Source organism: Microbacterium oxydans (assembly GCF_000956525.1).
GTDB lineage: Bacteria > Actinomycetota > Actinomycetes > Actinomycetales > Microbacteriaceae > Microbacterium > Microbacterium oxydans_A.
This window is the reverse complement of the sequence record NZ_JYIW01000017.1, coordinates 51042-76910: the sequence shown is the minus strand read 5'-3', so window position 1 is coordinate 76910 and position 25869 is coordinate 51042. Positions and strand designations below refer to the sequence as shown.

The 25869-nt window shown below is 69.4% G+C and carries 23 protein-coding genes; 9 read left to right on the top strand and 14 right to left on the bottom strand.

Annotated features, from left to right (window positions below):
• Window positions 1-39: 39 nt before the first annotated feature.
• Together RS83_RS02825 and RS83_RS02820 are read right to left on the bottom strand one after the other, a co-directional pair.
• Window positions 40-1266 (bottom strand): sugar ABC transporter substrate-binding protein, encoded by a 1227-nt coding sequence (locus RS83_RS02825; RefSeq protein WP_045277995.1) that lies wholly within the window; start codon window positions 1264-1266, stop codon window positions 40-42.
• A 238-nt stretch (window positions 1267-1504) separates the two neighbouring features.
• The gene (locus RS83_RS02820) at window positions 1505-3520 is read right to left on the bottom strand and encodes a beta-galactosidase (RefSeq protein WP_045277994.1); all 2016 of its coding nucleotides are present in this window, start codon (window positions 3518-3520) and stop codon (window positions 1505-1507) included.
• Window positions 3521-3726: 206 nt separating this feature from the next.
• Here RS83_RS02820 and RS83_RS02815 point away from each other — a divergent pair, with 206 nt between their 5' ends.
• The gene (locus RS83_RS02815) at window positions 3727-4734 is read left to right on the top strand and encodes a LacI family DNA-binding transcriptional regulator (protein ID WP_045277993.1); all 1008 of its coding nucleotides are present in this window, start codon (window positions 3727-3729) and stop codon (window positions 4732-4734) included.
• 104 nt (window positions 4735-4838) lie between these two features.
• Here the strand turns inward: RS83_RS02815 and RS83_RS02810 are convergent, their stop codons facing one another.
• The 9 genes from RS83_RS02810 to RS83_RS02770 all read right to left on the bottom strand — a co-directional run bounded on the left by RS83_RS02810 (window position 4839) and on the right by RS83_RS02770 (window position 14233).
• Window positions 4839-5786, bottom strand: coding sequence for a siderophore-interacting protein (locus RS83_RS02810; RefSeq protein WP_045277992.1), 948 nt, complete (start codon window positions 5784-5786; stop codon window positions 4839-4841).
• Window positions 5776-6576 (bottom strand): ABC transporter ATP-binding protein, encoded by an 801-nt coding sequence (locus RS83_RS02805; RefSeq protein ID WP_045277991.1) that lies wholly within the window; start codon window positions 6574-6576, stop codon window positions 5776-5778. The genes RS83_RS02810 and RS83_RS02805 overlap by 11 nt, the downstream gene beginning before the upstream one ends.
• The gene (locus RS83_RS02800) at window positions 6573-7646 is read right to left on the bottom strand and encodes a FecCD family ABC transporter permease (protein WP_156153090.1); all 1074 of its coding nucleotides are present in this window, start codon (window positions 7644-7646) and stop codon (window positions 6573-6575) included. The genes RS83_RS02805 and RS83_RS02800 overlap by 4 nt, the downstream gene beginning before the upstream one ends.
• Complete coding sequence (locus RS83_RS02795; protein WP_045277990.1) at window positions 7643-8686, bottom strand: FecCD family ABC transporter permease; 1044 nt, start codon at window positions 8684-8686, stop codon at window positions 7643-7645. The genes RS83_RS02800 and RS83_RS02795 overlap by 4 nt, the downstream gene beginning before the upstream one ends.
• 35 nt (window positions 8687-8721) lie before the next feature.
• On the bottom strand, window positions 8722-9753 hold the full coding sequence (locus RS83_RS02790) for an iron-siderophore ABC transporter substrate-binding protein (RefSeq protein ID WP_045278041.1): 1032 nt from the start codon (window positions 9751-9753) through the stop codon (window positions 8722-8724).
• Between the two features lie 212 nt (window positions 9754-9965).
• Window positions 9966-10169 carry a cold-shock protein gene (locus RS83_RS02785; RefSeq protein ID WP_045277989.1) on the bottom strand — a complete coding sequence of 68 codons (204 nt, stop codon included), beginning with the start codon at window positions 10167-10169 and terminating at the stop codon, window positions 9966-9968.
• Window positions 10170-10491: 322 nt separating this feature from the next.
• Window positions 10492-10947 carry an SRPBCC family protein gene (locus RS83_RS02780; RefSeq protein ID WP_045277988.1) on the bottom strand — a complete coding sequence of 152 codons (456 nt, stop codon included), beginning with the start codon at window positions 10945-10947 and terminating at the stop codon, window positions 10492-10494.
• Between the two features lie 95 nt (window positions 10948-11042).
• Window positions 11043-13910 carry a helix-turn-helix transcriptional regulator gene (locus tag RS83_RS02775; protein WP_156153089.1) on the bottom strand — a complete coding sequence of 956 codons (2868 nt, stop codon included), beginning with the start codon at window positions 13908-13910 and terminating at the stop codon, window positions 11043-11045.
• 86 nt (window positions 13911-13996) lie between these two features.
• The gene (locus tag RS83_RS02770) at window positions 13997-14233 is read right to left on the bottom strand and encodes a hypothetical protein (protein WP_045277986.1); all 237 of its coding nucleotides are present in this window, start codon (window positions 14231-14233) and stop codon (window positions 13997-13999) included.
• 132 nt (window positions 14234-14365) lie between these two features.
• On the opposite strand from RS83_RS02770, the gene RS83_RS02765 reads away from it, so the two are divergent.
• The 4 genes from RS83_RS02765 to RS83_RS02750 all read left to right on the top strand — a co-directional run bounded on the left by RS83_RS02765 (window position 14366) and on the right by RS83_RS02750 (window position 19717).
• A complete protein-coding gene (locus RS83_RS02765; protein ID WP_045277985.1) occupies window positions 14366-15397 on the top strand; it encodes an FUSC family protein in 1032 nt (343 codons plus the stop codon).
• A gap of 164 nt (window positions 15398-15561) precedes the next feature.
• Window positions 15562-16227 carry a DNA alkylation repair protein gene (locus RS83_RS02760; RefSeq protein ID WP_045277984.1) on the top strand — a complete coding sequence of 222 codons (666 nt, stop codon included), beginning with the start codon at window positions 15562-15564 and terminating at the stop codon, window positions 16225-16227.
• Between the two features lie 13 nt (window positions 16228-16240).
• Window positions 16241-16954 carry a purine-nucleoside phosphorylase gene (gene deoD / locus RS83_RS02755; protein WP_045277983.1) on the top strand — a complete coding sequence of 238 codons (714 nt, stop codon included), beginning with the start codon at window positions 16241-16243 and terminating at the stop codon, window positions 16952-16954.
• A gap of 147 nt (window positions 16955-17101) precedes the next feature.
• On the top strand, window positions 17102-19717 hold the full coding sequence (locus tag RS83_RS02750) for a DEAD/DEAH box helicase (RefSeq protein ID WP_045277982.1): 2616 nt from the start codon (window positions 17102-17104) through the stop codon (window positions 19715-19717).
• A gap of 84 nt (window positions 19718-19801) precedes the next feature.
• Here RS83_RS02750 and RS83_RS02745 read toward each other — a convergent pair whose 3' ends face one another.
• Genes RS83_RS02745 through RS83_RS02735 form a run of 3 tightly spaced genes read right to left on the bottom strand, consistent with a single transcriptional unit; the run spans window position 19802 to window position 22535 of the window.
• Window positions 19802-20755, bottom strand: a complete 954-nt coding sequence (locus RS83_RS02745) for a D-alanine--D-alanine ligase family protein (RefSeq protein ID WP_045277981.1) — start codon at window positions 20753-20755, stop codon at window positions 19802-19804.
• The gene (gene alr, locus RS83_RS02740; protein WP_045277980.1) at window positions 20752-21876 is read right to left on the bottom strand and encodes an alanine racemase; all 1125 of its coding nucleotides are present in this window, start codon (window positions 21874-21876) and stop codon (window positions 20752-20754) included. The genes RS83_RS02745 and alr overlap by 4 nt, the downstream gene beginning before the upstream one ends.
• Complete coding sequence (locus RS83_RS02735) at window positions 21873-22535, bottom strand: M15 family metallopeptidase (RefSeq protein ID WP_045277979.1); 663 nt, start codon at window positions 22533-22535, stop codon at window positions 21873-21875. Before RS83_RS02735 ends, alr begins: the two co-directional genes overlap by 4 nt.
• An 87-nt stretch (window positions 22536-22622) precedes the next feature.
• Between RS83_RS02735 and RS83_RS02730 the strand changes: the two genes are divergently transcribed.
• From RS83_RS02730 to RS83_RS02715, 4 genes are all read left to right on the top strand, one after another.
• Window positions 22623-23294, top strand: a complete 672-nt coding sequence (locus RS83_RS02730) for a response regulator transcription factor (protein WP_045277978.1) — start codon at window positions 22623-22625, stop codon at window positions 23292-23294.
• A gap of 10 nt (window positions 23295-23304) precedes the next feature.
• Window positions 23305-24384 (top strand): sensor histidine kinase, encoded by a 1080-nt coding sequence (locus RS83_RS02725; RefSeq protein ID WP_052678771.1) that lies wholly within the window; start codon window positions 23305-23307, stop codon window positions 24382-24384.
• Between the two features lie 85 nt (window positions 24385-24469).
• Entirely contained in the window at window positions 24470-24970 is a 501-nt protein-coding gene (locus tag RS83_RS02720) for a hypothetical protein (RefSeq protein WP_045277977.1), read from the top strand.
• 134 nt (window positions 24971-25104) lie between these two features.
• Window positions 25105-25800: a hypothetical protein gene (locus RS83_RS02715; protein WP_231587710.1), complete on the top strand. Its 696-nt coding sequence runs from the start codon at window positions 25105-25107 to the stop codon at window positions 25798-25800.
• The last annotated feature ends 69 nt before the right edge of the window (window positions 25801-25869 follow it).

Genomic DNA, 25869 nt, shown 5'->3' with positions numbered 1-25869 from the left:
GGGTGGGGCGCCTCGGTCGAAGCGCCCCACCCGGCAGGGTCAACCGGCGAGCGTCGTCTCGAGATCGGCGACCATGGTGTTCCAGGTCGACGCGGGGTCGGAGCCGTTGATGATCTGCACCTGTGCGGCGTTCCACAGGTCCCAGACCGAGCCCATCTCGGGGATCGACGGCATCGGCACGCCACCCTTGGCGGATGCCACGAAGCCGGCCGTGATCGGGTCGGACGAGACCTCATCGGCGAGCGTCGACCAGGCGGGGATGCGCGGGTCGGCCTCGTACAGCGCACGCTGCGCGTCTTCCGTGCCGAGGTAGTTCACGAGGAACTCCTGGGCGAGGAGCGCGTTCTTGCTCTTGCTCGACAGGTAGAAGCCCTGCACGCCGACGAACGGCGCCGCGGGCTGGCCACCGGCGGACGGGATCGGGTTCACCGCGACGTTCACGCCCTCGAAGGCACTGATCGCCCACGGGCCCTGGATCGTGTACGGCGCCTTGCCCGACGCGAACAGCTCGTTGTTGATGTCGTAGTCGATCGTGGTCGAGATGTAGCCGGTGCCGGTCGAGCCGTTCGCACCGAGCCAGGCCGCGAAGGCCTCACCGGGTGCGCCGCCCATGCCGACCTCGCTCGTGTACGAGCCGGTGTCGTCCTGCACGAAGACGGGGGCACCGAACGAGGTCTGCAGACCGTACATCGTGTAGCCGTCACCGGTCTCGCCGGCGGTGTTGATGACGAACGGACGCTCGGTGCCGGCAGCCAGCCCCTTCGCGATCATGTCGTCCCACGTGGCAGGGGCTTCCGCGCCGACGAGGTCGACGTTCTGCACCAGCGCGATCGTCTCGAGCGAGTACGGCAGCGCGTACAGCTGGCCGTCGTAGGTCATCGCGTCGAGCGAGACGTGCTCGAACTCCGACGCCTTGTCGCCGAGGTCGATCGTGTCGACGACGCCGGCCGCGACGAGCGCGCCGAGCCAGTCGTGCGCGCCGACGGTGATGTCGGGGCCCTCGCCTGTGGGGACCTGGGCGATGAAGTCGTTGCGGAGGTCTTCGAAGTTCTTCTGCACGAGCGTGACCTTCGCGCCCGTCTCCTCCTCGAAGGCCTTGGCTGCGGACGTGATCGCGGCTTCGCGCTCGGCATCCGTCCAGATGACCAGTTCAGCGCCGTCGCCTGATGCGGCGTCGTCGCCGGTGTCGGATGCTCCGGCCGAGCATCCTGCCAGGACGACTGCCGCGACCAGCGCGAGTGCGCCGACTCCGATGTGCTTGCGCATGCGTGTTCCTCTCTTCGTGGCCGACGATGCGCTTCGCGTCATCGCGACCGGTGGTGTGGTGCTGTTCGGTTGTGCGTCACTGGGCCCACTGCTGGGTCCCTGAGCCGTTCGCTGCTGGGTCCCTGAGCCTGTCGAAGGGCCCGACCCTGGGTCCCTGAGCCATTCGCTGCTGGGTCCCTGAGCCTGTCGAAGGGCCCAACCCTGGGTCCCTGAGCCTGTCGAAGGGCCCGAAGGCCGTTCAGGTGCCGGGATGTGCGGTGCGGATGACGGCGACGCCGCCGGCCGCGATGGTCAGTGCGCCCGACAGCTCGGCGCCGGTGAGGAGCTCGGTGCCGGTGGCCTCGAGCTCGACGTCGTCGTCACGGTGGTTCACGGCGACGCGGTAGACCGCGTCGGCGCTGTGTCGCGTGATGACCTCGAGTCCTTCCGGAATGCCCGTCGCGTCGACGCCCGCGTCGACGTACACGGCGTGCAGCAGTGCGCGCATGCCCGCAGCGTCCAGCCGGGTGCCGACGTACCAGCCGGTTCCCGTGCCGTGCGCGTGCCGGGTGATCGCGGCTTCGCCCCTGCCCGGTCCGCCGGCGAAGCGTGCGACGACCTCCGCACCCTCGAGTGCGATGTCCTCCTGCCACACGTCGGCGACCACGCCCTCGTTCCCCGCCCAGCCGATGCCGTGCCTCTCGCCCTCGCGCAGCGGCAGGAACTCCTCGACCGTGAGGCCGAGCGCATCGCGCAGCGGAGCGACGAAGCCGCCCTCGTGCACCGCATCGTTCTCGTCGACGATCGCCGAGAAGAACGACACCAGCAGCGTGCCGCCGTCAGCGACGTACGCAGTCAGGTTGGCCGCATCCGCCGTGCTCAGCAGGTACTGCGCCGGCGCGACCACGAGCCGGTAGCCGGAGAGATCCTGACCGGGCAGCGCGAAGTCGACCGTGATGCCGTCGCGCCAGAGCTGCTCGTAGAAGCGGCGCACCTGCGCGGCGTGCGTGAGGTCTTCGGTCGGGCGCCACTCGAGGTCCTGCGCCCAGAACGACTCGAAGTCCCAGAGGATCGCGACCTCTGCCCGCACGGTGCTGCCCTGCAGCTCGGCGAGACGCCCGAGGTCTGCACCGAGCGCGGTGACCTCGCGGAACACCCGCGACTCGGTGCCGGCGTGCGGCAGCATCGCGGAGTGGAACTTCTCGGCGCCCGAGCGCCCTGCGCGCCACTGGAAGAACAGGATGCCGTCGGCACCGCGTCCGAGGTGGGTGAACGAGTTGCGCGCCATCTCGCCGCGGCGTTTCGCGATGTTGCGGGGCTGCCAGTTCACGGCCGAGGTGGAGTGCTCCATCAGGATCCACGGCTTGCCGCCGCCGACCGAGCGGCTGAGGTCGGCCGCGATCGCGAGGCCGATGTGGGCGTTCTCGTCGGCCGCCCAGAGGTAGTGGTCGTCCGAGACGATGTCGACCTCGCGGCCCCAGGCCCAGAGGTCCGTCGTCCAGCTCTGGTTCGCCATGAAGTTCGTGGTGACGGGCTGCGTGGCGTGGGCGCGGATCGCGTCGCGCTCGGCGATGAAGCAGGCCAGCAGCTGGTGATCGGTGAACCGTGCGAAGTCGAGGCGCTGGGCCGGGTTCACGACGCTCGGGGCGATGGCGGGTGCGCCGACGTGCTCCCATGCGGTGTAGTGCTGGCCCCAGAAGGCGGTGCCCCAGGCGGTGTTGAGCGCATCGAGCGAACCGTACTTCTGCTGCAGCCAGAGCCGGAAGGCGGCGACCGCGTTCGGGGAGTAGTCCTCGCCGACGGGAACGCCGTACTCGTTGTGGACGTGCCACAGCACGACGGCCGGATGCTTTGCGTACCGGGCAGCGAGGGCATCCGCGATCCGGACGATCGCCTCGCGGTAGGCGGGAGCCGAGTGCGAGGCCATGCCGCGCGAGCCGAAGCCCATGGTGCGACCCTCACGGTCGATCACGTGCGCATCAGGATGGTTCGCGAAGAACCAGGCCGGCGGCGAGGCGGTGGGGGTGCCGAGGTCGACGGCGATGCCGTTCGCGTGCAGCAGGTCGAGCAGGTCGTCGAGCCAGGTGAAGTCGAACTCGCCCTCGGCGGTCTCGATCAGTGCCCACGAGAAGATGCCGACGCTCACCAGGGTGACTCCGGCCTCGCGCATGAGCACGACATCCTCGTCCCAGGTCTCGCGGGACCACTGCTCGGGGTTGTAGTCGCCGCCATAGGCGATTCCACCCAGGTCTGGCCAGGCGTGAGGGACGGTCATCGGCACTCCATCGGGTCGGTGCGGTTGTGGTGCGGGTCCTGGCCGCGAGCGACTGGGACCGGTCTCAGGTTGTCATATGAACACAGACTGGGACCGGTCTCAGTTCTACCTCAGGACCGGGATGGATCACAACCGCCGTTACCGAACTGAGACCGGTCCCAGCCCCGACTACCGCTGGACGGGATCCTGTCGATAGAGTCACACCGATGAGTGACGCCAGCACGAAGCGCAAGCCGACGATCCGCCAGATCGCGGCGCAGGCAGGCGTGTCCCGCAGCACGGTCTCACGCGTGATCAACGGCGGGCACTGGGTGTCCCCCGATGCCAGACAGGCCGTGGAGGATGCGATCCTCGCCACCGGCTACACCGCCAACCACCACGCGCGCAGTCTCGCGACCGGTCGTGCGGGCTCGCTCGCCTTCCTGCTCACCGAACCGCAGCAGCTGCTGTTCGATGACCCGACCTTCGCGCTCCTGCTGCGCGGCGCCGCCGAAGCACTCGCACAGCGCTCGATGACCCTCGTGCTGCTCGTCGCCGGCACGGCGGCCGAGCGTTCGAGCGTCGCGCAGTTCCTCGGCGCCGGGCACGTCGACGGGGTGATGCTGATCTCCTCGCACGAGTCGGAGCCGCTGCTCGACCAGCTGATCGAGGTCGGCATCCCGACCGTGTGCTGCGGCGTCCCGCTCGGGCACGAACGCGACCTGTCGACCATCTCGGTCGATGAGATCGCCTCGGCGAAGACGATGGCCGCGCATCTCGCGGCGCAGGGGCACACCCGCATCGGCATGATCACGGGCCCCGACGACACCCCGGGCGGCCGCTACCGACTCGTCGGGTTCCGGGAGCAGCTCGGCGAACTGTTCGACGAGACCCTCGTCGAGGTCGGCGACTACTCGTTCGAATCGGGCCAGGCGGCGATGAACCGGATGCTCGAGCACGATGTCGACGCGGTGTTCGCGGCATCCGACCGCATGGCCGCCGGCGCGATCGCCGCGATCCGTCGTGCGGGACTCCGCGTGCCGGAGGACATCGCGGTCGCCGGCTTCGACGACTCCGGCCTCGCCGCCACCCACGAGCCGCCGATCACGACCATGCGTCAACCGTGGGAGCAGATCAGCGCGCAGATGGTCTCGGTGCTGCTCGAGGTCATCGCCGGAGCATCCCCCCGCTCGGTCATCCTCGACACCGAGCTCGTCGTGCGTGACAGCGCGTAGCGCCCGGCATCCGCTCCGCGGGGTCTCGGAGATCTGCAGCACTTCGGACTCGTAGGACCCGATCATTCCGAGATTCCGCAGATCTCCGAAGCGGCCGCCCCGCCTCAGCCGCGCATCGCGACGCCGCGGCGCCAGTAGCCCATGAACGCGACCTGCGAACGGTCGATCCCGAGGTCCTTCACGAGGTGGCGGCGCAGCGTCGTGACGACGCCGCTCTCACCGGCGATCCAGAAGTAGCGGTCGGCCGGAGCATCCTTCGCGGCGATGTCCTCGCCGAGGCCCGAATAGTCCGGGGTCTCCCAGAGCAGGTCCTCGCCCTCGACGTCGCGCACCTCGATGTTCGTGTGTGCGTCACCCAGGTGCGACAGCACCGCGGGGATCAGCTGTGCGCCGTGCGCCTGCTCCGCATCGCGCGCGAGCCAGTGCACGTCGACACCGGCCGGAGCGTCGATCGAGAGGATGTCGTCGGCAGAGGGCACCTCGATGAAGGCCGTGCCGCGAAGGTCGCGACCGGCGTCTTCGAGGATGCGGGCGATCGCAGGGGCAGCGGTCTCATCGCCGACCAGCACGACCGAGGGCGCAGCGCCCGGCGCGTACTCGGCGCCGCCGTGGTCGGTCGCGCCGCGACGCGGACCGATCAGGAAGAGCTCGGCGCCGACCGCTGCCGTGCTCGCCCAGCGCGAGGCCGGACCGGTGAGCCCAGGAGCCAGGTGCAGCACGAAGTCGACGTCGACCTCGGTGCCGGCATCCGTCACCCGCAGATCGCGGATCGAATAGGTGCGCATCGAACCGCGCTCGTTCTCCGGCACGGCCAGGTAGGAGCCCCACCAGTCGTGCGTGTCGCGATTCAGCGGGGGCAGGATGCCGGATGCCGGCGGGAAGATCAGCTTGATGCGCGCGTCGAAGACCCCGCCCGGTGTGGCGAACTCCTCGAGTTCCGCGCCGCCGAAGGTCACCCGCACGAAGTTCGGCGAGACGCGGGTCACCGCGCGCACCTCGGCTCGGGCGAGCACGTAGGTCGGACGCTCGGTCGTGGTGGTGTCAGCGGACATGATGCCTCCCGATTGGCGTGACCATCGGCTTGCCGGAGACCGGGTCGATGGTGATCTGATTGGCGAGGCCGAAGACCTCTTCGACGAGCTGCGCGGTCACGACGTCCTGCGGAGCACCGGTCGCATGCACGCGGCCCTCCTTCATCGCGACGAGCTCATCGGCGTAGCGAGCTGCCAGGTTCAGGTCGTGCAGCACCATCACGATGGTGGTGCCGCGCGAGACGCTGAGGTCGGTGAGCAGGTCGAGCACCTCGACCTGGTGTGCGACATCGAGGAAGGTGGTGGGCTCGTCGAGCAGCAGGATGTCGGTCTCCTGGGCGAGGGCCATCGCGATCCACACTCGCTGGCGCTGACCGCCCGAGAGCTCGTCGACGCTGCGGTCGGCGAGGTCGGTGATGCCCGTGGCGTCGAGCGCATCGGCGACGACCTCGTAGTCGTGGGCGCTCCAGCGGGCGAGCGTCTTCTGATGCGGGTGCCGGCCGCGACCCACCAGATCGGCGACCGCGATGCCCTCCGGTGCGAGGGGCGACTGCGGCAGCAGTCCGAGGATGCGCGCGACCTCCTTGGTCGGGCGCGCATGCACCGACTTGCCGTCGAGCACGACCTGGCCTGCGCTGGGCGAGAGCAGCCGCGCGAGCGAACGCAGCAGCGTCGACTTGCCGCATCCGTTGGCGCCGACGATCGTCGTGATCTTGCCCGGCGTGATCTGCAGGTCGAGCGTGTCGATGATGGTGCGGTCGCCGTAGGCGAGGGTGACCCCTTCGGCCGACAGGCTGTGCGAGACCGTCATAGCGATCCTCCCGAGCGGTTGGTGCGGATGAGCAGGTAGATCAGGTACGGAGCGCCGAGCACGCCGGTGACGACGCCGACCGGGTAGCGGGTGCCGAGCGCGAACTGGGCGATCAGGTCGCCACCGAGCACGAGCACCGCGCCGACGAACGCACTGGGCAGCAGCAGGTTCGCGCCGGGTCCGGTGATGCGAGATGCGATGGGTCCGGCCATGAACGCCACGAACGCGATGGGTCCGGCGGCAGCCGTCGCGAAGGCGAGCAGGGCCACCGCGCCGAGGATGAACAGCAGGCGCGTCAGATCGACGCGCACACCGAGACCGGATGCCGAGTCGTCGCCGAGCTGCAGCGCTCCGAGTGCGCGGCCCTGGGTGAGCATGAGCGGGACGACGATCGCAGCGGCGATCGCCATGGGCAGCACCCGCTCCCAGGAGGCGTTGTTCAGGCTGCCGGTGAGCCACTGCATCGCGGTCTGGATGTCCCAGTTCGCGGCGCGCGACAGCATGTACGAGATCAGGCTCTGCAACATCGCCGCGACCCCGATGCCGATCAGGATCAGGCGCGTGCCCGCGAAGCCGCCCTTGATGGAGAGCAGGTAGATCACCAGCGCCGTGACGACCGCGCCGATCAGGGCGAAGATCGAGACGACCGGACCGTTGACCGACAGCACGACGATGCCGAACACGGCTGCTGCGCCGGCACCGCTCGAGATGCCGATGATGTCGGGCGAGGCGAGCGGGTTGCGCAGCAGTGTCTGGAACGAGACGCCGGCGATGCCGAAGCCGATCCCGGTGAGGACCGCGAGGATCGCACGCGGCAGCCGCAGATCGCCGACCGTGAACGATGCGCCCGGCACCGTCTGTCCGAGGATCACGCGGATGACCTCGTCCGGCGTGTAGAACGTGTTGCCGACCATGAGGGCGACCGCGAACAGGGCGAACAGCAGGATGCCGAGGACGATCGTCGCGACGGCATGACGGCGGTGGCGCGCCCTGCGTCCGGCGATGATGGCGGCGACGCGGTCGGATGCCGACTGCTGCGGTCGGTCCAGGGCGTGCTCGGTCGTGCTCACAGCTCACGCACCTTCTGACGACGGACGATCCAGATGAAGAACGGGGCACCGATGATCGCCGTGATGATGCCGACCTGGATCTCCTCGGACGAGGGCGCGATCACACGGCCGACGATGTCGCTCGCGGTCAGCAGGGCCGCGCCGGCGAGGGCGGAGAATGGCAGCAGCCACCGGTGGTCGGTGCCGATGAGCATGCGGCAGATGTGCGGGATGACGAGTCCGACGAATCCGATCGGACCGGCGATCGCGGTCGCCGCTCCGGCGAGGATCACGGCACCGAGGGCCGACAGCAGCCGGGTGCGGAACACGTGCTCGCCGAGCCCCTTGGCCATGTCGTCACCGAGGGCGAGGGAGTTCATGCCGCGCGAGCAGAGGAAGCAGATCAGCGCGCCGAGCACGAGCACCGGGGCGGTGATCGCGATGCGCGGCCATTCGGCGCCGCCGACGCCACCGATCTGCCACGACTGGAACGTCTGCAGCAGGTCGACGCGGGGCAGCATGATGGCGCTGATGAGCGAGGCGAAGGCCGCCGAGGTCGCGGCTCCCGCCAGCGCGAGCTTCAGCGGGGTGGCGCCACCTCGGCCGAGCGAACCGACCGTGTAGACGAAGGCCGCGGCGACGGCGGCTCCCGCGATCGCGAACGCCATCTGCCCGTACGGGTTGGTCAGGCCGAAGAACGCGATGCCGAGCACGACCGCGAGCGATGCACCGTTGGAGACGCCGAGGATGCCGGGATCGGCCACCGGGTTGCGGGTGACGGCCTGCATGGTCGCGCCCGAGAGCGCGAGCGCCGCACCGACCAGCAGAGCGAGCACGGTGCGCGGGATGCGCTTGACGATCGCGGCCTGCTCGATCGTGTCGGTGTGGCCGGAGAAGGCCGCGACGATGTCGTCGAACGAGACGGCGCGCACGCCGAACGAGATCGAAAGGATGCTGAGGGCGAGCAGGAGCGCGACCCCGATGAGGAGCCAGGAGGTGCGCACCAGCGCCGGGCGCCGCAGGTCTGCGGCGCCCGGCGCGATGGCTGTTGCTGAGGTCACGATGTGCTCTCGTTCCGCCGAGGCGGAGCGGGCGATCAGTTCGCGAGCGGTGCGGCCAGCAGGGCGAGGTAGTCGCTGAGACCCCACGGGATCGACAGCGGCGACGGGTTCGCGGATGCCGCGAGCGGCGTGGAGTTGGCGAGGATCGCGATGTGCCCTGCGGCGACGGCGGGGATCTTCGACAGCAGCGGGTCGGCCTGCAGGAGGGCGACGGTCGAGTCGTCACCGTACGTGGCGATCACATCGACGTCATCGAACTTCGCCACGTCTTCCGCGCTGACCGTCAGGTCGAACTTGTCGGTGTCCGCGGTGTCCTCGACGATCGACGGCAACGGCAGGCCGAGGTTGTCGTGCAGGTAGCCGGGGCGCGTGTCGATCGCGGTGTAGTAGCCGACCTGGCTCAGGTCGGTCGGGTCGAAGTAGGCGAAGAGCACCTTCTTGTCCTTCAGGACGCTGTTCGCCTCGAGTGCGGCATCCGCATCGGCATGCAGGTCCTCGATCAGCGCCTCGCCCTGCTTCTCGAGACCGAGCGCCTTGGAGTTCATCTCGATCATGTCGTCGACCGAGGTGCCCCAGGCGACCTCGGGGAACGCGACGACCGGGGCGATCTTCGAGAGGGTGTCGTACTCCTCCTGGCTCAGGCCGGAGTATGCGGCCAGGATCACGTCGGGCTTGGTGTCGGCCACTGCCTCGTAGTCGATGCCGTCGGTCTCGTCGAAGAGCACGGGGGTGTCGGCACCCAGTTCGTCGAGCTTCTCCTCGACCCAGGGCAGCACGCCGTTGTCGTCGTCGTCGCCCCAGCTCGCCTTGCTCATGCCGACCGGCACGATGCCGAGGGCCAGCGGCACCTCGTGGTTCGCCCAGGCGACCGTCGCGACGCGCTCGGGCTTCTCGGTGATCGTGGTCTCGCCGTATGCGTGCTCGATCGTGACGGGGAAGGCGTCATCGGATGCCGGGTTGCTGCCGGCGTCGGAGGAGGAGTCGGCGGCCGGAGTCGCGCAGGCGACGAGGGTCAGTGCCAGCACTGCGGCGGTGCCGGCAGCGGCGAGAAGTCGAGAGGTGCGCACAGGCATTCCCTTCGGAGAGGTTCGGGGGGTGGCGACGCGGAGGGGCGTCTGGCTTTGGTAAGCCTGGCCTAATCTAACCCGAAGTAAGGCGAACCTCAATTCCCACGTGTTCGACTGCGACTCGTCGCTCGACTGTGAGACGGGAGCGGGGAACGCAGAAGCCGGCCGGATCCACGAGGGATCCGACCGGCTTCCGGACGATCAGTGCGCGCTCAGAGCGGGCGGATGTTCGCAGCCTGCATGCCCTTGGGGCCACGCTCAGCGTCGAATTCGACCTTCTGGTTCTCGCGGAGCTCCTTGAAGCCCGAGCCAGTGATGGCCGAGTAGTGGGCGAAGAGGTCGTCCGAGCCGTCATCCGGAGCGATGAAGCCGAAGCCCTTTTCCGCGTTGAACCATTTCACAGTGCCAGAGGCCATGTGCTTTCTTCTTTCTGTTGATCTAGCCGCTGTTGTACACGGCCTGTGCATCGCACCGGAATATCCGGTGGATACGTATGAAGACGACTTCCGAAGGGAAGGCGTCGAGATTGTGAAGGGGATCCGTGCCGAACCGATCGGCGCAGAATTCGGATCCAGATGTCGGGCCACACACGTCGCAGCAAGCGTTCGCGGGCCGGTGATGAATGACGCCCCCGGAAGGAGGCATTAGAGCAACCGTATCACGCCCTGCACCTCGGCGTCGATCGACCTCATGCAGGAAGCGCGTCAGGCCGACCCGATCACCGCCGACCGGCTCGTGTCATGCCTCGACGTCACCGCGCCAGGAACCGGTCTCGGTCCCAGTCGCCTCGATGAACTCCTTGAAGTTCTTGAGGTCCTTCTTGACCGCGTGCGAACCGACACCGACCAGCGAGCCGAGCTTCTCGACGAGGCCCTCCGGCTCCCAGTCGATCTGCACCGTGACCCTGGTCTCGGCATCCGAGAGCTTGTGGAACGTCACGACGCCCGCGTGCTCTGTCTCGCCGCCGGTGCTGTTCCAGGCGACCCGCTCATCGGGGTGCTGCTCGGTGATCTCGGCATCGAACTCGCGCGTCGCGCCCGCGACCTTCACCGTCCAATGCGTGTGGGTCTCATCGGTCTGCGTGATCGATTCGACCTCGTCGAGGAACTTCGGGAAGCTCTCGAACTGCGTCCACTGGTTGTATGCCGTGCTGACGGGGACGTCGACATCGATGGTCTCGATGATCTGCACCATGGGTGCTCCTCACTGTTCGTCGTTCGTGTCCACCCATTCAGCGCGCATCCGCGGCGGCTGGCGACGGGGTTGACATCGCTCGATGGACACCCGACTCAGCGCCCTCGGGTGCTCGCAGCGGTCTCGAACGATCGGGCGGCCAGCGCGGCTTCGGTCCTGGTGCCGACGCCGAGCTTGCGCAGCACGGACGAGACATGCACGCTCACCGTCTTCACGCTGATGAACAGCCGCTCGCCGATCTGCCTGTTGCTGAGCCCTTCGGCGATCAGCGCCAGGACCTGACGCTCGCGAGCGGTGAGGAGCGCCGACTCGTCGGCCGCCTCGGCGCGCAGGCCGGCCGCGGTCGCGAACGCGGCCACATCGCCCTGCAGCTGCACGTGACCGAGGTCGTCGGCGATCCGCTCGGCATCGGCGAGGACGGAGGCGGCAGCGACCCGATCGCCGTCGTGCACGAGCATGCGCGCTCGCTCCAACCTGGTCACGACCCGGAAGATCACCGGCACGTCGTCACCGTCGGCGATCACGATCGCCGCGTCGATGCCCGCGGCGGTCGGTTCGAGCAGTGCAGCGAGGATCGCCGACCAGGCGTCGCCCCGCAGCTGCTCGGACTGCGTCGCCCACGCATCCGCCACGGCTCGACTCGCAGCACCGACATCGTCTCCCGCAGCGCGCAGCTCGGCGATGATCGCGCCGGCCTGCAGCAGCAGCCGGCGCTGATGCAGGAGCACCGGTCCGTCGTCATCGAGCATCGCCAGGATCGCGGCGAGCGCACCGCGGAGATCACCGGCACTCTCCGCCACCGCGACCGTCATCACGACGCGGTCGTACCAGACCTGCCGCTCGACCGCCCCGGTCTCCCGGAACGCGGGGAGCCATTCGCGCAGCGCTTCGGCCGCGTCGTCTGAGCGCCCACGCCAGGCGAGCACGCGCACTCGCGTCATCGTCACGTACATGCGGAACACACGCAGCGTGCCCTGCATGAAGTCGCGGGCCAGCATCTCCTCGACCCGCGCGATCTCGCCGCGCTCGAGCAGGGGCACCACCATGTTCTGCGCCATGATCGAACCCGAGGTGCGCTCCACACCGAGTTCGCGAGCCCTCGCCAGCCCCTCCTCGGCGAGTTCGAGTGCCTCCTGGTACCTGCCGAGCAGCCCGAGCAGATCCGAGTAGTTCACGCGGTAGCGCATCTCGGCCGTGGATCCGGTGGCGAGCTCACGAGCCAGCGCGTACTCGCTGATGCCGCCCTCGACGTCGCCGAGGTGCGCGCGCGCCCCGCCGCGGACGTTCGCGGCCACCGACAGCTGGTCGTTCGACCCCGCGCGCTCGGCGAACTCGGCGGCCCGGTCGGCGATCCGGATGGCGTCCTCCCGGTCACCGGCGATCATGCGTCGGCTCGCCAACTGATTCAGCAGCTCTGCGTGGAGGGACTCGTCGCCCACATCCGCCTCGACGATCGCGAGTGCCTGCTGCAGCAACGGGATCGCCCCGGCGCGCCCCAGATTCACCAGGTACAGCGCCGTGTTGCGGAGCAGCCGGGCATGCAGCCCCGGATCGATGCGCTCTGGATCGACGGCATCGAGCGCGAGGTTCGACACCGCCAGCGCCCGCTCACCGTCTCCCGCGTTGCGCAGGATCGATCCGAGCTGATGGAGCAGCTCGAGGCGGGTCAGGCCGACGGCATCCGCGGCATCCGGCACCTGCCCCCAGAGCTCGAGCGCGAGCTCGCCGAATCGCGCCGCGCTGCCGAAGGCGTAGCGCGCCTTCGCGTGCCGCATCGCCTCGACCGCGGCGATCAGCGCCCGACGGTCGTCCTGCGCGAGCTGCCAGTGATACGCGAGCGCCGCCGCATCGGCACTCTCGGTGCCCTCGCACCGGGCTTCGAGGGTCTCGGCGTACGACCGGTGCAGTCGCGATCGTTCACCGGGAAGCAGGTCCGCGTGCACCGCCTCGCGAAGCAGCGCATGACGGAAACGGTACAGATCGTCGACGACCACCAGGATGCCGCTGCCCGCCGCCTCGCGCAGCGCCTCGTCGAGCCGCACCTCGTCCATGCCGGTGAGCCGTGTGAGCAGGGGATGCGGAATCGGACGCTCGGCGCCGGAGGCCACCTGCACCACCCGCCTTGCGTCATCGCCGAGCCGATCGAATCGCGCGAGCAGGATGTCACGCAGCCCATCGGGAAGCGGGCCGGCGGTGCACCCCGCGATCTCCTCGACGAAGAACGGCACTCCCTCGGCGCGCTCGCGCACGCGCTCGATCGCGGCGGCGCTGAGGGCGTGCCCGGTGATCTGCTCTGCCAGTGCACGAACGGCGTCGGCGTCGAGGCGCTGCAGGTCGAGACGGTCGAGCAGCCGGGCCCTGGTCGCCTCGGCGATGAACCGGCTGACGGCATCGCCGCGGCGGACGTCGTCGGAGCGGCAGCTGAGCAGCACGAGCACCCTGCCGCGGGTGAGCGTGCGCAGCAGGAAGGAGAGGATCGCGAGCGTCGACTCGTCGGCCCAGTGCAGGTCTTCCACCACCAGCACCTGTGGAGCCCGCGCGGCCGCGGCCTCGATCAGGGTGGCGATCGCGTCGCGGAGTCGCTCCGGGCTGGTGAGCTCGCGCTCGGTGGGTGCCGACGCCAGCTCGGGCAGCAGCATGCCGAGCGCCTCGGCGCCGACGCCGACGGCGGCCCGCGCCTCGTCGACACCCGTCCGCGCGACGAGCGAGCGCAGGATGCCGGTCAGCGGGCCGTACGGCGTGCGCGCCGGGCCGAGGTCGAGGCACCAGCCGACGTGCACATCGGCACGCGCGGAGATCTCCCCGCCGAACTCGCGCAGCAGCCGCGACTTGCCGATCCCGGCCTCGCCCTCGACGAGCAGCGCCGTCGGCGTACCCTCGGCCGCGCTCTCGAACGCCAGACGCACGACCGCCAGATCGGCATCGCGACCGACCATCGCCTGGCTCGGTGCGAAGGACTGCATGGATTCATGGTCCCACTCCCCTCCGACATCCGGGCCCCGCCCAGCGCCTCGGTCCGCGGTGCCGTCGTGCGCGGCGACAGCGAGACTCACCGAGCCGGGATCGGCTCGCACGGCTGCGGTGCACGGCGCTCGGCCGCGGCATCCGTCACCGCCGGACGACGCGCGCCGAGCAGTCGCCGCAGCATCCTCCGCAGCGCTCCTTCCGGACGCGGCACGATCTGATCGGCACGCTCGATCAGCACGCGACGACGCTCGGCCGCGCGGGCGATCCGCTCCTGGTCGAACGCGGTGACCTGCTGGCTGGAATACGGGTGCTCGAACATGCTGTCTCCTCGGTGAAGTGCGATATCCCCACACTCCGCTCTGAGGTCCCCGTCCGGCATCGGACGGATGCCCTATCTTCCGGGCGGCACCGCCTCAGATCACGCCGCCGCGACGGGACTACCGTTGGGAGCATGCGCATCCCCACCGCGATCCGCGCCGCCCAGCGCTCCTCCTTCCTGCAGGTGGTGAAGTCCGCCGCCGCGACGATCGCCGCGTGGCTGATCGCGGGGCTCGTGTTCCCCGGACAGCTGCCGGTGTTCGCGGCCATCGCGGCGCTGCTGGTCGTGCAGCCGAGCGTGAACCAGTCGCTGTCGAAGGCGCTGGAGCGCAGCATCGGGGTGATCGCGGGTGTGGTGATCGCCGTGGCGCTCGGGCTGCTGCTCGGCTCACCGAGCTGGATCGTGCTGCTCGCGATCGTCGTGGCGATGCTCCTGGCCTGGCTGTTCCGAGCGACGCCGGGCACCGGCAATCAGGTCGCGATCTCGGCGATGCTCGTGCTCGCCCTCGGCTCCAACAGTCCCGAATACGCCATCGCCCGGATCGGCGAGACACTCATCGGCGTCGTGATCGGCATCATCGTGAACGCGCTGATCGTGCCGCCGGTACTCGTCGCCCCCGCTCGTCGTGACCTCGGGCTGCTCGGCGCCGAGCTCGCCGCCAGCCTCGACCGGCTCGCCGCGGCCCTGCCGGAGCCGCAGACTCCCGCACGACTGCAGGAGCTCATGCTCGAGGTGCGACTGCTCCGCCCGATGAAGGATGCCGCCGAGGCGACCATCGCGACCGGCGAGGAATCGCTCACGCTGAACCCGCGGCGGTCCGTGCACCGCGACGACCTGCGGGAGATGCGCGCGCTGCTCGACCGGCTCTCACCGATCGTGACGCAGACGATCGGAATGACCAGGGCGTACTTCGACCACTACGACGACTCGATCGGCGAGGAGCCCGCGGTCGTCGCGATCGCCGAGCAGCTGCGGCGCGCAGGGCACGATGTGCGGCTGGCCGTGCAGATCGCCGACGTCACCCCGGAGCCTGAAGCGCTGACCTCGGCCATCCCGGCGTTGACCGCGCCGCTCGTGATCCGCCCGCCGTCGTCGCAGCACTGGATCCTGATCGGCTCGCTCATGGAGGACCTCCGCCGCATCCGCGGTGAGCTGCTCGACTGACCCCCCTCACTCCTCCCTCCTCTCCCTCCCTCCCCCTCCCCTCCCTCCCCTTCTCTCTGCCGAGCCACCCCTTTTCGTGCGAGCCACCCCTTTGCGGACGGCGACAACGGGGTGGCTCGCACACAACGGGGCCGCTCGGCACAAGGGCGGAATACCCTGGGGACATGGATATGACGCTCGCACAGGCACTCGGGGAGCTCGCCGCCCTCGAGGATCCGAAGATGCGTGCGGCGAACGAGAAGCGCGGCGACGACCACGGCATCAACCTCAGTCGCATGCGAGCGCTGGCGAAGCGGATCAAGACCGACCAGTCGCTCGCGCAGGAGCTGTGGAGAACCGGCGACACGGCCGCCCGACTGCTCGCGATCCTTATCTCCAAGCCGCGCGACTTCACCGCCGACGAGCTCGACGCGATGCTGCGCGAGACGCGACCGCCGAAGGTCAACGACTGGTTCGTGAACTACCTCGCCAAGAAGACGCCGCTCGCCGAAGAGCTGCGGCTCCGCTGGTTCGATGACGCTGACCCGACCGTCGCTGCCGCCGCCTGGTCGCTCACCTCGGTGCGCGTCGCCAAGACCCCGGATGGACTCGACCTCGACCACCTGCTCGACCTGATCGAGCGCGATATGAAGGATGCTCCGAGCCGCCTGCAGTGGTCGATGAACGAGACGCTCGCGCAGATCGGCATCCATCATCCGGCGCTGCGTCCGCGCGCGCTCGAGATCGGCGACCGTCTGCAGGTGCTCGCCGACTACCCCACCCCGCCCGGCTGCACCTCGCCGTTCGCACCGCTGTGGATCGGCGAGATGGTGCGCCGACTCGAGGGCTGACTAGCCTGAGGGGATGAGCACGCACATCGCAGCAGCACCCGGTCAGATCGCCCCCATCGTCCTGTTCCCGGGTGACCCGCTGCGAGCGAGATGGATCGCCGAGACGTTCCTCGACGACGCGGAGCTGTACTCCGAGACGCGCGGGATGCTGGGCTTCACCGGAACCTGGGAGGGCCACCGCGTCTCGGTGCAGGGCTCCGGCATGGGACAGCCGTCGATGGCGATCTACGCGAACGAGCTGTTCGACTCCTACGGTGTCGAGACGATCGTGCGGGTGGGCTCGTGCGGCGCGCTGACCGAGAAGCTCGCGGTGCGCGACATCATCATCGCGAACGGCGCCTGCACCGACTCCGGCATCAACCGGGTGCGCTTCAACGGACTCGACTACGCGCCCGTCGCCGACTTCCCGCTGCTGCGCGCTGCGGTCGAGGCGAGTGAGGCCGAGCCGCCGGCATCCGCCGTGCACGTGGGACTGCTGCTGTCGAGCGACCAGTTCTACAGCACGCGGCCTGAGCTCACCGAGCCGTTCGTCCAGCACGGCGTGCTCGGCGTCGAGATGGAGGCAGCCGGGCTCTACACGCTCGCGGCGTACTACGGTCGGCGCGCGCTCGCGATCTGCACGGTGTCCGACCACATCATCACCGGCGAGGAGACCACGGCGCAGGAGCGCGAACAGACCTTCGGCGACATGATCCGCATCGCACTCCGCGCCGCGACCGCGGTGTGAGCCCGATTCACGCGGAGTCGCCGTTCACAATTCAGCAAGAATTCTCGTGCGCAGGTCGAAACACCGCCTGACGAGCCACCCGACGCCGTTCTTGCTGAATTGTGAACGCCCACACGTCGAGCCCGCGCAGTAGGGGATGATCGAAGGATGCTCCTCGACGCCACCATCTCCGACGGATCCGATGCGGATGCGCTCTACCTGGCGTTCGCCGAGTGGGTCGAGTCGACCGACATCCACCTCTACCCGGCGCAGGACGAGGCGATCATCGAGATCGTCTCCGGCAACAACCTGATCCTGTCGACCCCGACCGGAACCGGCAAGTCGCTCGTGGCGGTCGGGGCGCATTTCGCCGCACTGCAGTCCGGTCGCCGCAGCTACTACACCGCACCGATCAAAGCCCTGGTGAGCGAGAAGTTCTTCGCGCTGGTCGACATCTTCGGCGCCGCGAACGTCGGCATGATCACCGGCGACTCCTCGGTCAACGGCGATGCGCCGATCATCTGCTGCACGGCCGAGATCCTCGCGAACCTGGCGCTCCGGCAGGGCACGGATGCCGACGTCGGCCAGGTCGTCATGGACGAGTTCCACTTCTACGCGGATCCCGACCGCGGGTGGGCGTGGCAGGTGCCGCTGCTCGAGCTGCCGCAGGCGCAGTTCATCCTGATGTCGGCGACCCTCGGCGACGTGACCGAGCTCGCGGCCGATCTGACCCGCCGCACCGGACGCCAGACCGCGACCGTGACAGGCGTCGAGCGCCCGGTGCCGCTGCACTTCTTCTACGAGCAGACACCCATCCACGAGACGATCGACGATCTGCTGAACACCGGCCAGGCGCCGATCTATATCGTGCACTTCTCGCAGGCCGCAGCGATGGAGCGGGCCCAGGCACTGTCGAGCTCGAAGGTCGCCACCCGAGAGCAGCGCGACCAGATCGCCGCACTGATCGCCGAGTTCCGCTTCACCACCGCGTTCGGCAAGACGCTCTCCCGCTTCCTGCGCGCCGGGATCGGCGTGCACCACGCGGGGATGCTCCCGAAGTACCGTCGCCTGGTCGAGCAGCTCGCGCAGCGGGGCCTCCTCCGGGTGATCTGCGGCACCGACACGCTCGGCGTCGGCATCAACGTGCCGATCCGCACCGTGCTGCTGACGGCGCTCACGAAGTTCGACGGCACGCGGATGCGGCAGCTCAACGCCCGCGAGTTCCACCAGATCGCCGGTCGTGCGGGGCGCGCCGGCTTCGACACCGCCGGCACCGTGGTCGCGCAGGCGCCGGAGCACGAGAGCGAGAACGTCGCCGCTGTGAAGAAGGCCGGCGACGATCCGAAGAAGAAGCGCAAGATCGTGCGCAAGAAGGCACCGGACGGATTCGTGTCGTGGGGCGAACCGTCGTTCCGCAAGCTGATCGATGCGACACCCGAGACCCTGACCTCGCACATGCAGATCACGAGCGCGATGATGCTCAACGTGATCGCCCGCGGCGGCGACGTGTTCGCGAATATGCGCTCGCTGGTATACGACAACCACGAGCCGCGGAAGCGACAGCGCGAGCTGGCGATCCGTGCGCTCGGCATCTTCCGCACACTGCGCGAATCTGGCATCGTCGAGACCTTCGACCAGGGCGGCACGACGGGCATCCGCCTGACGGTCGACCTGCAGCCCAACTTCGCGCTGAATCAGCCGCTGTCGCCGTTCGCCCTGGCGGCGTTCGAGCTGCTCGATCCCGACCCTTCGACAGGCTCAGGGACCCAGGCCGGGGTCGGAACAGGGACCCAGGCCGGGGTCGGCTCAGGGACCCAGGCCGGGGTCGGAACAGGGACCCAGGTCGGGGTCGGAACGGGGAACTACCACCTCGACATGATCTCGATCGTCGAAGCCACCCTCGACGACCCGCGCGCCGTGCTCGGCCAGCAGGAGTTCCTCGCGCGCGGCGAGGCGATCGGCGCCATGAAGGCCGAGGGGATCGAGTACGACGAGCGCATGGAGCTCGTTGAACAGGTCACCTATCCGAAGCCGCTCGATGAGCTGCTGACCGCCGCCTTCGAGACGTTCAGCGCAGCCCAGCCCTGGATCCGCGACTTCGAGCTGCATCCGAAATCCGTCGTCCGCGACATGTACGAGCGAGCCATGTCGTTCGGGGAATATGTCGCCTACTACAAGATCGCCCGCTCCGAGGGCGTCGTGCTGCGCTACCTCTCCGATGCCTACCGGGCCGCGTCGCAGACGATCCCCGAGGAGCTCAAGGACGAGGATCTGCACGACCTCATCGAGTGGCTCGGCGAGCTGGTGCGCCAGGTCGACTCGAGCCTGCTCGACGAGTGGGAGGACCTGATCGGCGGCGGAGGCGGAGCCCTGGGCTCGTCGAAGGGTGATGAGCCGATCGTGCCGCCGGCTCCGAAGCGTCTCACGAGCAATGTCAGGGCGTTCCGCACCCTGGTCCGCAACGAACTGTTCCGCCGCGTGCAGCTCGCGGCGCGCGAGGACGTGGCAACGCTCGGCGAACTCGACCAGAGCTTCGGCGCGGATGCCTGGTCCGATGCCCTCGACGGCTACTACGCCGATCACGACGAGATCCTCACCGGGGCGGATGCACGCAGCTCGAAGCTCCTGATCCTCGAGCAGGGCGCCACCGAATGGACCGCGCGTCAGATCTTCGACGACCCTGCCGGGGACCACGACTGGGGCATCTCCGCGACCATCGACCTCGCCGCCTCCGATGAGGCAGGCGAGGCCGTCGTTACCGTGACCGGCGTCGACCGGCTCTGACAGCACCCGAGGGGTCAATACACGCCGCGCATCGGCAGCAGCGCGCGGCGTGTATCGACCCCTCACCGGCGGGAAAGACCGGGGTCAGGGGAGGGCGGCACGCACCATCCGCGCCACGAGCTCGCCGTATTCGACCCCCGCGGCTGCGAACATCCGCGGCACCTGCGATGCAGCGGTGAGTCCCGGCATCGTGTTGACCTCGTTCAGCACCGGTCCTTCGTCGGTGAGGAAGAAGTCCATCCGCGCGACGCCGGCACAGCCGAGCGCGTCGAACACCGCGATCGCAGCGCGCTTGAGGGCCGAGGTCTCGGCCGCATCGAGCGCTGCCGGCACCTCGAAGCGGGCGCTGCCGTCGTACTTCGTGGCGGTGTCGAACAGTCCGGTCGCGTGGATCTCGAGCGGCGGCGCCGCCCACCGGATGCCTCCTGCCTCGCGCAGCACCGCCACATCGATCTCGCGACCCCGCACGACCTCCTCCACCAGGATCCGCGAGTCGAACCGCGCGGCCGTCCTGAGCGCAGCGAGCAGCTCCCCCTCCTCCCGCACGAGGCTCACGCCGTAGCTCGATCCGGCGGAGACCGGCTTCACGACGACCGGGCCGTCGAACTCGACGTCGCCGATGTCGGATGCCGCGACGAGGCGTCCCTTCGCAGTGCGCAGCCCCACGGCATCCGCCACCAGCTTGGTGGCCCATTTGTCCATGCCGATGGCGCCGGCTCGCAGTTCCGACCCGACCACCCGCACCCCCGCGAGTGCACACAGCGCGGCGAGCGCTCCGTCTTCACCGAGCGCGCCGTGCACCGCTGGGAAGACGACCTCGGCCCAGGCGAGCAGTGGCAGCGCCTGCGTGAGCGATGTCACCGCTGTGTCGCCTGGAGGGGTGCCGTCGGCCCGCCAGATGCCGTCCCTGTCGATCGTCACGCAGCGCACTTCGTGATCGCTCATCCGCAGTGCCGCGGCGACCGCCGAGGCGGAGGCGAGCGAGACGTCATGCTCGGCGTTCTGTCCGCCGCCGATCACCAGCACACGGACCGTCATGCGATGCTCCGCTGCACGCGGGTGCCGATGCCGGTCACGATCGTGTGCGGGATCGTCCCCGCCCACCTGGCCCACTCCTGCAGCGACGGCACCACCCCGCCCTCCGGCCCGAACACGGTCGCGAGCGCCCCCCGGGGCACCGAGACCTCACCGGTGTCGACCACGATCTGGTCCATCGACACCCGGCCGACGATCGGATGCCGCCGCCCCCCGATCTCGATGCCCGCCCCCTCCGACAGTTCGCGCGGGATGCCGTCGGCGTACCCGACCCCGATCACGGCGAGGTGGGTCGCCCGTTCCGTGACGAACACTCCCCCGTACCCGACCGCCGTGCCCGGAGGCGCGAACGCGCTCTGCACGACGGATGCCGTGAACCGGGACGCGCCGGTCAGCGCGACGCGTCCCGATGGGTCGATCCCGACGAGCCCGGCGCCGATCCGCACCATCCCGAAGTGCGTCGCCGGATCGGTGAGCGCGCCGGAGGTCGCCGCGAGGTGCACCAGCAGAGGGCCGAAGCCCGCTCGCAGCGCGGCTTCCCTCGCCTGGCGCATCCGCAGCACGGCCGGTGCGTTCGCTGCCGGATCGCCCTCATCCGCCCGCGGCAGATGGCCCATCAGCCCGACGACCTCGATCCGGTCGGCAGCGGCACGAGCGACGTCGAGCAGCTCGCGCCAGTCTCCGACCGGGCAGCCTCCGCGAGACATGCCGGTATCGACATGTACATGCACACGCACCGGCTCGACCACGTCGGCGATCAGCTCGCGCAGCTCATCGACCGACCCCACTGCGATGTCGACACGGTGCGATGCCGCCGCGCACGCGTCCGCTCCCGCAGGATTCAGCCACGACAGGATCGGCACATCGATCCCCGCGTCGCGCAACGCGACCGCCTCGGCGACATCCGTCACGCCGAGCCACGTCGCGCCGGCCGCGATCGCCGATTCCGCGACCGCGAGCGCACCGTGCCCGTAGCCGTCGGCCTTCACGACCGCCATGATCCTGACGTCTGTGCCCGCCTGCATCCGGCGCACGTTCGCGGCGACCGCATCGGGCAGCGTCAGCAGTGTCGGAGCGTGCAGCCGCGAGAGCGCCACCCGCGCCGGCTCGAGCACCCCGGTCATCGCTGCATCCTCGGGTCTTCGGTGGGGTCGGCGTACATCTCCGGGCATCCCTCGTTCACGGCGTCCGGCCGCAGCTCGTAGTGCCACGACTCGTTGCCGTAGATCTGGCAGAGGCCGTATCGCGCTCCGCGCTGGGCGAGCCAGTCGAGCGTGGGCAGCGGTCCGAGATCGACCGCCTCGCCCGAGACGTGCGCCGAGGTCGCAGCGCTGGCGACCCAGCGCGATGCCTCCTCCTCAGAGCCGTACTCCACGACCGCGTCCTGCAGCATCCGTTCCTGCAGCGCAGGCGACCGCCACCCGCTGTTCACCAGCAGCACGACGCCATCGGCCTCGGCATCCGTCGCCGCCCGCTGCAGCGCCGCGAGCAGCGCAGGGTCGAGGTTGCCGACGGCGACCCGATCGATGTCGAACACGGTCGGCTGGTCGCCGTCGCGGATCACCCCGTCGGCTTCGCTGGGTGCGAGCACTGACCCGCCGATCTCGCCCGAGGGGCCGCCCTGGGGCGCCTGGGGTCCGGAGAAGACAGCCGCTGAGGCGGCGGAGAGCGACTGCTGCACGGCGAGCGTGATGATCGCGGCCACGGCGAGCAGCACGGCGATGACGATGAGGCGTCTGACGCGATGCGGCCGTCTGGCGCGGGGGATGCTGATGGTGTTCATGTCTCCACTGCAGCGGTCCGGCCGTTGCAGCGACGTATGCCGTTTTCCATACGCTCGCGATATGTGCGGGTGCGTAGGATCGCAGCCATGCGTGTGCTGATCGTCGAGGACGAGCCCTACCTCGCCGAGGCGGTGCGCGATGGGCTGCGCCTCGAGGCCATCGCCGCCGACATCGCGAACGACGGCGACACCGCCCTCGAACTGCTCGGCATCAACGCCTACGACCTGGCCGTGCTCGACCGCGACGTGCCCGGCCCGAACGGCGACGAGATCGCGCGGTGGATCGTGGCCTCCGGCAGCGGCATCCCGATCCTCATGCTCACCGCCGCCGACCGGCTCGACGACAAGGCCTCCGGGTTCGAGATCGGCGCCGACGACTACCTCACGAAGCCCTTCGAGCTGCGCGAGCTGGTGCTGCGCCTGCGGGCCCTCGATCGGCGGCGGCAGCGCTCCCGCCCTCCGGTGCTCGAGGTGGCCGGACTGCGACTCGACCCCTTCCGCCGTGAGGTGTACCGCGACGGCCGCTATGTCGCCCTCACCCGCAAGCAGTTCGCGGTGCTCGAGGTGCTGGTCGAGGCCGGCGGCGGAGTCGTCAGCGCCGAGGAGCTGCTCGAACGGGCCTGGGACGAGAATGCCGACCCGTTCACGAACGCCGTGCGCATCACGGTGTCGTCGCTGCGCAAGCGACTGGGTGAGCCGTGGACGATCCTCACCGTTCCGGGTGTCGGCTATCGCATCGAGACGGATGCCGATGCCTAGGCGCCGCGGCATGAGCGCCCGCCTGAAGCTCACGCTCAGCTATGCGGGCATCGTGGTGGTGTCCGGCATCCTGCTGCTCGCGGCAGTCGGCCTGTTCCTGCTGCGGTACGTGCCGGACGTGCAGATCGTCGCCGACATCTTCGTACCCAACCGCTCCGACCTGCTGCGAGCCTTCGTGCCGGTCGCGTCCACCGTCATGATCGTGCTGTTGGCGGTCGGGCTCGCCGGTGGCTGGATCCTGGCCGGACGGATGCTCGCGCCGCTCGACCGCATCGGCGCGGCTGCACGGCTCGCCGCGGAGGGGTCGCTCTCGCACCGCGTCGCACTGGAGGGGCCCCGCGACGAGTTCCGCGACCTCGCTGACGTGTTCGACTCGATGCTCGAACAGCTCGAGGCGCAGGTCGCCGAGCAGCAGCGGTTCGCCGCGAACGCCTCGCACGAGCTGCGCACCCCGCTCGCGACCTCGCAGGCGCTGCTCGAGGTGGCCCGCACCGACCCCGACCGCGACGTGGATGCGCTGATCTCGCGCCTGCAGGAGGTCAATGCCAGGGCGATCGACCTCACCGAGGCGCTGCTGCTGCTCAGTCGCGCCGACCGTCGGTCGTTCGCCAGGGAATCCGTCGATCTCTCGCTCCTCGCGGAGGAAGCGGTCGAAGCGCTGCTGCCCCTCGCCGACAGACGCGGCGTGACGGTCGAGGTCTCCGGTGACGCGGCCAGCACGCGCGGTTCGACGGCACTGCTGCAGCAGCTGGCCACGAACCTCGTGCTCAACGCGATCGTGCACAACCTGCCGTTCGGCGGCCAGGTCGCCGTTCGCACGCACGCACAGCCCCATGCGCTGGCGCTCGTGGTGGAGAACACCGGGCCCGTCATCCCGGCGCATCGCGTGACGAAGCTGGTCGAGCCGTTCCAGCGGGGTGTGGAGCGGACCCGCAACGACGATCACGCCGGCGTCGGTCTCGGCCTCGCGATCGCCGACCGCATCACGACGGCGCACGGCGGCACGCTCGTGCTGACACCGCGACTCGACGGCGGGCTGATCGTGACGGTGTGGCTGCCGCTGGCGCCGCCGTCCGAGACGCTCGGCTGAAGCGCTTCCCGGGTGTGGATAACTCGAGCGCACGAGCGAGGAACCTGGCTACCGTGTTCCGGTGAGATCCAGACGCGACCCTTTCATGTTCCTGCTCGTGGCGACGTCCGTCGTCGTCCTGGCCTCGACGATCGGATGCTCCGCAGAGCCGCGCCCGCTCCCGACCGCGACGCCGCTCTTCGCGACGGAAGACGAGGCATTCGCCGCGGCGGAGGAGGTGTATCGGGAGTATCTGGACGCCGGCAACGCGCGCATTGCAGGAAAGGACTCGCCCGACCCGCAGGACTACCTCGTCGGTCAGGCCCTCGAGGCAGACATCGACGCGGTCAATTCCTTTGGTGGCCAGGGGATACGTCTCAGTGGGTCTGCGGTCATGACCTCTTTCAGTGGAGAGTCGATGGAAACTCAAGCGGTCACGGCCACAGTCTGTATCGATGCCCGCAACGTGCGGGTCATAAACACGGCAGGCGACGACGTCACGCCAGCAGCGCGCCCCGACGAATCGCTACTTCGAATCTCTTTCGTCTCAGTTGACGCTGTGCTGAGAATCGCCGACTCCGAACTCACGGACGCCGAGTCGTGCTGAAGCTACTGGCATCCCTGCTGATTTCCACAGAACTCGTGATTGCGGCCCCTCTGGGCATCTCACTCCAAAGTGGCTGCTCCCTAGAGGCCGTTCTGGCCAATCAATGCAGTACATCCGACGGCTCCTCCCTCACCGTGACCGGCGAACGCACCACGCCCGGCACCGCAGGTCCGCAGTCCCCGGACCGGACCTCGCCACAGTCCCCCACTCCGGTCGCCCCGGCTCCCGTCGATCCCGTCGCCAAGGAGCGGGCGCGGTGTCTCGAAGCGGGCAGCGGCCCGCGGGGCTGCCTGCTGACGCGGCCGTCCGAGCCCGATGCCGATCCTGTCGCCGAGACGCCACCGTCGCCGGTCATCACGATCACCGATCTCGCGGGTTTCGCCCCGGCATCCGCTCGCCCTGTCGGAGAGCCGTCGAACCTCGGAGTCGTGGGGCTCCCGACGAACTTCGTGGCGCCGGCATCCGTCCATGTGCGCGAGGGCACGCTCTTCGGACTGCCGCTTCGCGCGCGGTTCACGCCGGCCGGGTTCGACTTCGATTTCGGCGACGGCTCGTCCCTGTCGAGCACGAGTGCTGGCACGACCTGGGAGCAGCTCGGGCAGGCGCAGTTCACCCCGACCGCCACCAGCCACGTGTACCGAGAGCGGGGGATCTTCGAGGCTCGCGTCAGCGTCCGCTACACCGCCGAGATCGATCCGGGCTCCGGGTGGATCCCGCTCGAGGGTCAGCTCTCGGTCGCCGGACCCGCCCAGCAGATCCGCATCGTCGAATCGCACACCGCCCTGGTCGAGTCGTCCTGCACCGAACGGCCGCGCGCGCCCGGCTGTTGAGTCGGGGCATGAACTCATCGCGCCATCCTGCCCGACCGCCGAGCACTCCCCTCGGTGATGTACGCCTCG

Excerpts from the sequence above, each read along its gene's own strand:
- RS83_RS02785 (WP_045277989.1), bottom strand. The coding sequence starts at position 10,169 with ATGGCCTCTGGCACTGTGAAATGGTTCAACGCGGAAAAGGGCTTCGGC.
- RS83_RS02725 (WP_052678771.1), top strand. The coding sequence starts at position 23,305 with ATGAGCGCCCGCCTGAAGCTCACGCTCAGCTATGCGGGCATCGTGGTG.
- RS83_RS02815 (WP_045277993.1), top strand. The coding sequence starts at position 3,727 with ATGAGTGACGCCAGCACGAAGCGCAAGCCGACGATCCGCCAGATCGCG.
- RS83_RS02735 (WP_045277979.1), bottom strand. The coding sequence starts at position 22,535 with ATGAACACCATCAGCATCCCCCGCGCCAGACGGCCGCATCGCGTCAGA.
- RS83_RS02775 (WP_156153089.1), bottom strand. The coding sequence starts at position 13,910 with ATGCAGTCCTTCGCACCGAGCCAGGCGATGGTCGGTCGCGATGCCGAT.
- RS83_RS02825 (WP_045277995.1), bottom strand. The coding sequence starts at position 1,266 with ATGCGCAAGCACATCGGAGTCGGCGCACTCGCGCTGGTCGCGGCAGTC.
- RS83_RS02810 (WP_045277992.1), bottom strand. The coding sequence starts at position 5,786 with ATGTCCGCTGACACCACCACGACCGAGCGTCCGACCTACGTGCTCGCC.
- RS83_RS02820 (WP_045277994.1), bottom strand. The coding sequence starts at position 3,520 with ATGACCGTCCCTCACGCCTGGCCAGACCTGGGTGGAATCGCCTATGGC.
- RS83_RS02805 (WP_045277991.1), bottom strand. The coding sequence starts at position 6,576 with ATGACGGTCTCGCACAGCCTGTCGGCCGAAGGGGTCACCCTCGCCTAC.
- RS83_RS02765 (WP_045277985.1), top strand. The coding sequence starts at position 14,366 with ATGCGCATCCCCACCGCGATCCGCGCCGCCCAGCGCTCCTCCTTCCTG.
- RS83_RS02745 (WP_045277981.1), bottom strand. The coding sequence starts at position 20,755 with ATGACGGTCCGTGTGCTGGTGATCGGCGGCGGACAGAACGCCGAGCAT.
- RS83_RS02770 (WP_045277986.1), bottom strand. The coding sequence starts at position 14,233 with ATGTTCGAGCACCCGTATTCCAGCCAGCAGGTCACCGCGTTCGACCAG.
- RS83_RS02750 (WP_045277982.1), top strand. The coding sequence starts at position 17,102 with ATGCTCCTCGACGCCACCATCTCCGACGGATCCGATGCGGATGCGCTC.
- RS83_RS02730 (WP_045277978.1), top strand. The coding sequence starts at position 22,623 with ATGCGTGTGCTGATCGTCGAGGACGAGCCCTACCTCGCCGAGGCGGTG.
- deoD (WP_045277983.1), top strand. The coding sequence starts at position 16,241 with ATGAGCACGCACATCGCAGCAGCACCCGGTCAGATCGCCCCCATCGTC.
- RS83_RS02780 (WP_045277988.1), bottom strand. The coding sequence starts at position 10,947 with ATGGTGCAGATCATCGAGACCATCGATGTCGACGTCCCCGTCAGCACG.
- RS83_RS02760 (WP_045277984.1), top strand. The coding sequence starts at position 15,562 with ATGGATATGACGCTCGCACAGGCACTCGGGGAGCTCGCCGCCCTCGAG.
- RS83_RS02720 (WP_045277977.1), top strand. The coding sequence starts at position 24,470 with ATGTTCCTGCTCGTGGCGACGTCCGTCGTCGTCCTGGCCTCGACGATC.
- alr (WP_045277980.1), bottom strand. The coding sequence starts at position 21,876 with ATGACCGGGGTGCTCGAGCCGGCGCGGGTGGCGCTCTCGCGGCTGCAC.